Annotated in this window: 5 protein-coding genes; 4 read left to right on the forward strand and 1 reads right to left on the reverse strand. The window is 74.2% G+C overall.

Translation table 11 applies throughout. The annotated features are described in order from the left end of the window. Nucleotides 1-105 precede the first annotated feature (105 nt). On the forward strand, nucleotides 106-2,178 hold the full coding sequence (locus tag ACIQV3_RS38790) for a serine/threonine-protein kinase (RefSeq protein WP_403721556.1): 2,073 nt from the start codon (nucleotides 106-108) through the stop codon (nucleotides 2,176-2,178). 15 nt (nucleotides 2,179-2,193) lie between these two features. On the opposite strand, the gene ACIQV3_RS38795 is transcribed toward ACIQV3_RS38790, so the two are convergent. After that, nucleotides 2,194-3,063 carry a hypothetical protein gene (locus ACIQV3_RS38795; RefSeq protein WP_403721558.1) on the reverse strand — a complete coding sequence of 290 codons (870 nt, stop codon included), beginning with the start codon at nucleotides 3,061-3,063 and terminating at the stop codon, nucleotides 2,194-2,196. 60 nt (nucleotides 3,064-3,123) lie between these two features. Here ACIQV3_RS38795 and ACIQV3_RS38800 point away from each other — a divergent pair, with 60 nt between their 5' ends. From ACIQV3_RS38800 to ACIQV3_RS38810, 3 genes are all read left to right on the forward strand, one after another. After that, complete coding sequence (locus ACIQV3_RS38800; protein ID WP_403721561.1) at nucleotides 3,124-3,576, forward strand: DUF3592 domain-containing protein; 453 nt, start codon at nucleotides 3,124-3,126, stop codon at nucleotides 3,574-3,576. Nucleotides 3,577-3,708: 132 nt separating this feature from the next. After that, nucleotides 3,709-5,835 carry an acyl-CoA dehydrogenase gene (locus ACIQV3_RS38805; RefSeq protein WP_403721564.1) on the forward strand — a complete coding sequence of 709 codons (2,127 nt, stop codon included), beginning with the start codon at nucleotides 3,709-3,711 and terminating at the stop codon, nucleotides 5,833-5,835. A gap of 18 nt (nucleotides 5,836-5,853) precedes the next feature. After that, entirely contained in the window at nucleotides 5,854-7,041 is a 1,188-nt protein-coding gene (locus ACIQV3_RS38810; RefSeq protein ID WP_403721567.1) for a thiolase C-terminal domain-containing protein, read from the forward strand. Nucleotides 7,042-7,132 lie beyond the last annotated feature (91 nt).

Here is a 7,132-nt window from a genome sequence, read left to right on the forward strand (position 1 = left end):
TCCGACCTCGCCTTCGGGGTGCTGATGAACTGGTCCTAACCTGAGGTCAGTTCGAGGGGGCGGACCGGACGGCCGCCCGCAGGGGATCACCGGGGGACGGGCAGCATGGGCAGCGGCAGTGATGACAACGTCGACGGCGGCATAAAGCCGCTCGCGCCCGGGGATCCGAGCCGGATCGGGCCGTACCTGCTGCTCGGGCGGCTCGGGGCCGGCGGGATGGGCCGGGTGTTCCTGGCCCGGTCCGAGGGCGGGCGTACGGTCGCGGTGAAGGTGGTGCACGAGGAGCACGTGGCCGACGCGCAGTTCCGGGCCCGGTTCCGCCGCGAGATCGACGCCGCCCGGAAGGTGGGCGAGCGGTACACCGCGCCCGTCCTGGACGCCGACCCCGACGCCGAACGGCCGTGGGTGGCCACCGGATACGTACCCGGGCTGTCGCTGGAGCAGATCGTGCGCCGGTTCGGCCCCCTGCCGGTGGAGTCCGTACACGCCCTCGCGGACGGGCTGCTGCACGCGCTGAAGGACATCCACACCGCCGGGATCGTGCACCGCGACCTCAAGCCGTCGAACGTGATGCTGACCGTCGAGGGCAGCCGGGTCATCGACTTCGGGATCTCGCGGGCGCTGGAGACCTCCGTCGAATCGCTGCTCACCAGCACCGGCATGGTCGTGGGATCACCCGGGTTCATGTCGCCCGAGCAGGTGCGCGGGCAGCGGGCCGGGGGGAAGAGCGACGTGTTCACGCTCGGCTGCGTCCTGATGTACGCGGCCACGGGCGAGCTGCCCTTCGGGCACGGCGCCAGCAACCAGCACGCGGTGATGTTCCAGATCGTGGAGGGCGACCCGGCCCTGGAGCGGGTGGCGGACGCCCCGCTGCGCGCGCTGATCGGCCGCTGCCTGGTCAAGGGCGTGGAGGAACGGCCCGGCGTGGACGAGCTGCTGGCGGACCCGGAGCGGGTCCGCCCGGCGGCGCGCGGCGGGGCGTGGCTGCCGCCCGAGGTGGTGGAACGGCTGGCCCGGCAGGCGGCGCGGCTGCTCGACGCGGAGGCGGTACCGGCCCCGGTCGCGGAACCGGAGCCGGAGCCGGAGCCGGAGCGGGTGCCCGCGCCCGTGGGGGACGGGGGAGCGGGCGGCGCGCGGACTCCCGACCGGGGGACGCTCGGGCTGCGGCCGGAGGCGGGAGCCCCGGGAGGGTCCGGCGAGCAGGTGGTCGGGGTGGCCGGGGTGGCCGGGGTGGCCGGGGTGGTCGAGCCGGCGGGCGGGGCGGCGGCCGCGCCTGCGACCGGCCCGGCCACGGGCGGCGGCGGTACCGGCGGGGCTTCCGGAGAGCGCGAACGGCGCGGGGCGCGGCGGCGGTTGACCGTCGCGGTGCCGGTGGTCCTGGTGCTCACCGTCGGCGGGGGCACGGTGGCCCTGCTCCAGCCGTTCGGCGGCGGTGGCGGCGGGGCGCAGGCTTCGCCCCCGGGGAGCAGCGCGCCCGTGACGCCCGGGGCCTCCTCCGGCTCCCCTTCGGCGGCGAACGGTTCGCAGGCCCCGGGTACGCAGACCCCCGGGAGCCCCCAGGCCGCGCAGAGCCCTCCCGTACCGGCGCCGGACGGGCAGGCCGCCGCCGGGCAGGGCGCGGCGGCGGGCGCCGGTACCCCCGGCGGAGGCTCCGGCACCCCGGGCGGCGGCGCGGGCCAGGGCGGCGGCGGTGGCCCGGCCGCCGGAGGCACCGGCACGGGCACCGGCCCGAGCGCCACCCCGGGGGGCGCGGCATCGGGCTCGGGCTCGGGCTCGGGCTCGCCGAGCGGCGGTGGCTCGCCGAGCGGTGGCGGCTCTCCCGGCGGCGGTGGCTCCGGCGGAGGCGACGCGGTGCCCGCGTACTTCGCCGGTACCTGGAAATACAAGGGCGACCTCAACATCGGCCAGCCGGGCACGGTGATCATCAGCCGGTCCGGGGCGGTCCGGCTGATCAACGAGACGCAGATGGGGCACTGCGAGCACATCGCCAAGGTGACCTCACTGGCCGCGGGCGGGACACGCATCAACATCGGCTCGGCGGCGATCGACAAGTCCAAGTCCACCAGCCAGTTCTGCGGGGTCCTGGACCCCTCCTTCTTCACCAAGAGCCTGCCGGCCGGCCTCCAGCACAACGTCGGCCCCTCGCACGGCGAGGGCTACTACTACGAGAAGTCCTGACCGCTCCCCGGCGCGTCAGCGGAAGGCGGGGAGGGCGAGGGCGAGAGTGCCCCAGCCGAGGAGGACGGTGACGGCCACGAGGACCACCGGGAAGGCCAGCCACTCGAGGACGTGGCGCGAGTTCCTGGATGCGACCGCGCGCGCGGGGTAGGTGGGGTGGTAGGCGACGCGGTATGCCGTACCGGGCGCTCGGTGGAAGGGGGCCGGCCGGACCCTGCCGTCGGCGGCGGTGTAGCCGTGGGTGACCCGGCCGCCGGTCAGGAGGGGCCGCGCCTCGACCGTGATGCCGTGGCGGGGCAGGTACCACTCGTTCCACCGGATTCCCACCGCTCGGACCACCAGGCGTCCGACCGTCAGAGCGGTGGCGCCGACGAGCAGCACGGCGAGCGCGCGGCTCACGTAGTCCCCGGCGATCACCACACCCGCGGCGAGGGCGACCAGTCCGAGGCCGGCCGCGACCGTCACGCAGCGGATGACCAAGGTGGCCGGCTGCATCGGCTCCGCGTCTTCTGCCTCGCCGTCCGCCTCGCCGTCCGCCTCCCGGCCGGCGCCCGCGGCGTCCCGGAGAGTGACCGTCACGAGCGTCGAACCGTCCACCGGGTCATCGCCGGTGGGGCGTTCGGGCAGTATTCCGTTCACCGCGGCCCCGAAAACAGTGGCCGCGGCTCGGCTCACGCCCTCGATCCGGTACAGGGTCGACTCGGTCCCGGCCGGAGCCGTCAGCTCCACGGCCACCACCCGCCCGTTCGCGTGCACGCGCGCGACGGCGGTGAGGGGGATGCGGACCTCCTCGCGGGGGCGGCGCAGGAGCAGGACGTCGCTCTCTGCGCGGAGTTCGGCACCCTGGTCACCCAGGAGGACGGGTATGGACGAGATGATCGGCATGCGCGAGATCGTACGAGGTGGGGGTTCCCCGGAGGTAGGGGAAGACGTACGGTCGCCGCTGTGGACATGGTCATCGGGGTACTCGTTTTGTTCGTCTTGGCGGGCCTCGGCCTGGTCTTCTTCGGCCTGATGTGGCGCTGGGGCGAGAGCGGCAACGTCAAGGAGCTGCGGGAGCTGGAGGAGACGGGCATCGAGGTCCAGGCGGTCCTGGTCGCGCTGGAGCCGCTGAGGAGCAGCGACACCCTGCGCGCCCACTACGACTACCCGGCGCCGGGTGGCTCGACGGCCCGGCACACCGAGGGTGTCGGCCCCAGCACCCTGCACGTCGTGGGTGAGAGGTACCCGCTGGTGCGGCTGCCGCGCGTGGCGAAGAGGGTCCAGATGGGCACGATGGCCGTGGTGCGGGAGGAGCGCAGGGACCGCGAGCGGTCCGTCCGCCAGGCCGGGTGGATCGCGCTCGTGGGCTTCGCGGTGTGCGCGACTGCCGTGACGGGCCTCGCCCTCGCCCCCTGACCCCGCTCCGCCGCCGTTCCCCTTCCGTCTCCTCCAGGGCCCGGACCCCTCCCCGACGCGCCCTCCGCAAAGTGAGAACACGTTTCAGTTCTGACCTTCCGTCAGAATGCAACGTGTTCTACTCTGCCGCGCATGGGCATCGGAATCACACAGGAACAGCGGGAGTTGGCCGAGGCCGTACGCGGCTGGGTCGCGCGGGCCGTGCCGCCCGAGGAGGTGCGGGGGCTCCTCGACACCCCGCCGCAGACGGGCTCGCGGCCCGCCTACTGGGACGGGCTGCTCGCCTCCGGGCTGCTGGAACCGCACCTGGAGGGCGGCACGCTGCTCGACCTCGCCGTCGTGGTGGAGGAGGCCGCCCGGGCGGCGCTGCCCGGGGCGTACCTGCCGAGCGTGCTGGCCTCCGTACTCCTGGACCGGGCCGGGGCCGAGCCCCTCGGCGGACGGGTCGGCGCCGTGGCGCTCGGGCCCGGGGACCTGACCGCCGTCGCCGTGGAGGGCGGGTACCTCCTCGACGGGACCGCGCCGCCGGTGCTGGGCGCGGGCGAGGCCGACCTCGTGCTGCTCGCCGCCGAGACCGCGCACGGCACCCGCTGGTTCGCCGTCGACGCCGCCGCGCTGGACGTCCGTACCCAGGACAGCGCCGACCCGACCCGGCCCACCGCCGAGGTCCGCGCCCGTGGGGTCACCGCCGGGCCCGGCGCCCTGCTGGAACTCGACGCGGCCCTCGTACGGGACCTCGCCTGCGTACTGTTCGCCGCCGACGCCTGCGGCACCGCCGCCTGGGCGCTGCACACCGCCGCCGAGTACGCGAAGGTGCGCGAGCAGTTCGGCCGTCCCATCGGGCAGTTCCAGGGCATCAAGCACCTGTGCGCCGACATGCTGGTGCGCGTGGAGCAGGCCCGGGCGCTCGCCTGGGACGCCGCGCAGGCCATGGAGGAACCGGCCGAGGTGCGCTCGCTGGTGGCCGCACTGGCCGCCGGCACCGCGCTGGACGCCGCGTACTCCTGCGCCAAGGACTGCGTCCAGGTGCTCGGCGGCATCGGCTTCACCTGGGAGCACGACGCCCACATCTACCTCCGCCGGGCCCTCGTCGCCCGCCAGCTCCTCGGCTCCGGCGACGGCCACCGGGTCCGTGCCGTACGGCTCGCCGCCGCGGGCGCCCGGCGCGAGCTGCGCCTTGAGCTGCCCGCGCGGGCCGAGACCCACCGCGCGAAGGCCCGTAGCGCCATCGCGGACGCGGCCGGGCTCGACCCCGCCACCGCACGCCGGGTCCTGGCGCCCACCGGGTACGCGGCCCCGTACCTGCCGGCCCCGTACGGGCTCGGCGCGGGACCTGTGGAACAGCTCGTCGTGCAGCAGGAACTGGCGGCCGCCGGGGTCAAGGTCGCCGACCTCGGCATCGCCACCTGGGTGGTGCCCTCGCTCCTCGCTTACGGGACCCCCGAACAGCAGGAGCGCTACCTGCTCCCCACGCTGCGCGGGGACGTCACCTGGTGCCAGCTCTTCTCCGAGCCGGGAGCGGGCTCGGACCTGGCCTCGCTGCGGACCAAGGCGGAGCGGGCGCCGGGAGGCGGCTGGATCGTCAACGGGCAGAAGGTGTGGACGAGTTCCGCGCAGAGCGCCGACTACGGGATCCTGCTGGCACGCACCGACCCGGACGCCCCGAAGCACAAGGGGCTCGGCTACTTCGTGGTGGACATGAAGACCCCCGGGATCGACATCCGGCCGCTCAAGGAGATCACCGGCGAGGCCCTCTTCAACGAGGTCTACTTCGACGACGTGCCGCTGCCGCCGGACGCCCTGGTGGGCGCGGAGGACGGGGGCTGGAAGGTCGCCCGCAACACCCTCGGCAACGAACGCGTCCACATGGCCGACCAGATGACCTTCGACACCGGACTGGAGGCACTGCTCGCCCGCTCCGCCGAACTCGAAGGCGGGTACCGGGTCCGGATCGGGTCCCTGGCCGCCGAGGCGCACGCCCTGGCCTGCATCGGGCTGCGCACCACGCTCCAGCAGGTCTCGGGGCTGGAGCCGGGGGCGGGCGCGTCCGTACGCAAGCTGGTGCAGACCCCGCACCAGCAGAAGACCGCCGAGCTCACGCTCGAACTGCTGGGGCCGGCGGGCGCGGTGAGCGAGGGCGCGGGGAAGCGGGCCGTGCACGGCATGCTCATGTCCCGCTGCCTGACCATCGCCGGAGGCACCACGCAGGTCCAGCTCAACGTCGTCGCCGAGCGGATTCTCGGCCTTCCGAGGGACTGAAGGGTAGTGGGGATACGTATGAAGTCGTACATCGTGGGCGTCGGCATGACGAAGTTCGAGAAGCCGGAGTCGAGGGACTGGCAGTACTGGGACATGGCGAAGGAGGCCGGTGACGCGGCGCTCGCCGACGCGGGCATCGGCTACGGGCTGGTCGAGCAGGTGCCGGTGGGCTACTGCTTCCAGGCCTCCACGGCCGGGCAGCGGGCGGCGTACGAGCTGGGGCTGAGCGGGGTACCCGTCTACAACGTCAACAACAACTGCGCCACGGGCTCGACGGCGCTGATGATGGCCCGGCAGTTCGTCGAGGGCGGGATCAACGACTGCGTGCTGGCGCTGGGCTTCGAGAAGATGAAGCGCGGCGCGCTGGGCGGCGGGGCCGACGGGGGCGACTTCAAGACCTCGCCGGTGGCCCGGCACTACGGGATCATGGCCGCCGGGCACGGCTTCGAGATGTCCCCGCCGACCGCGCAGATCTTCGGGAACGCGGCGCGGGAGCACATGAAGCTCTACGGGACCACGGCCGCGCAGCTGGCGGCGGTCGGGGCGAAGAACCACCGGCACTCGGCGAACAATCCCAACGCGCAGTTCCAGGACGTGTACACGGTCGAGGAGATCCTCGCCGCGAAGGCCATCCACGAACCGCTGACCAAGCTCCAGTGCTCGCCGACCTCGGACGGGGCGGCTGCGGCCGTGGTCGTCTCGGAGCGCTTCGTGGAGCGGCACGGGCTGGGGGAGCGGGCGGTGGAGATCGTCGCGCAGTCGATGACGACGGACACCGAGGCGTCCTTCGCCTCCGGGTCGTGCATCGACGTGGTCGGCAAGCCGATGTCGGCGGCGGCGGGACGGGCGGTGTTCGCGGCGTCCGGGCTGGGGATCGGGGATGTGGACGTCATTGAGCTGCACGACTGCTTCTCGATCAACGAGCTGCTGACGTACGAGGCGCTGGGCATGTGCGAGGACGGCGGCGCGGGGGTGTTGGTGGAGTCGGGTGCGACGACGTACGGCGGGCGGTGGGTGGTCAACCCTTCGGGCGGGCTCATCTCCAAGGGCCACCCGCTGGGCGCGACGGGGCTCGCGCAGGCGGCGGAACTCGTGTGGCAGCTGCGGGGGGAGGCGGGGCCCCGGCAGGTGGCCGGGGCGAGGGTTGGGCTGGCGCACAACATCGGGCTGGGGGGTGCGGCTGTGGTCACCCTGCTGCGGCGGTAGCGCTGGTGGGTGCGGCGCCGTTGCCGGGGACCAGTCCCCGGGCCCCTGCGCCTCAAGCGCCGGCGGGGCTGGGGTGTGCCGGGGCTCGGTG

The sequence above is a fragment of the Streptomyces sp. NPDC099050 genome, assembly GCF_044759865.1.
GTDB lineage: Bacteria > Actinomycetota > Actinomycetes > Streptomycetales > Streptomycetaceae > Streptomyces.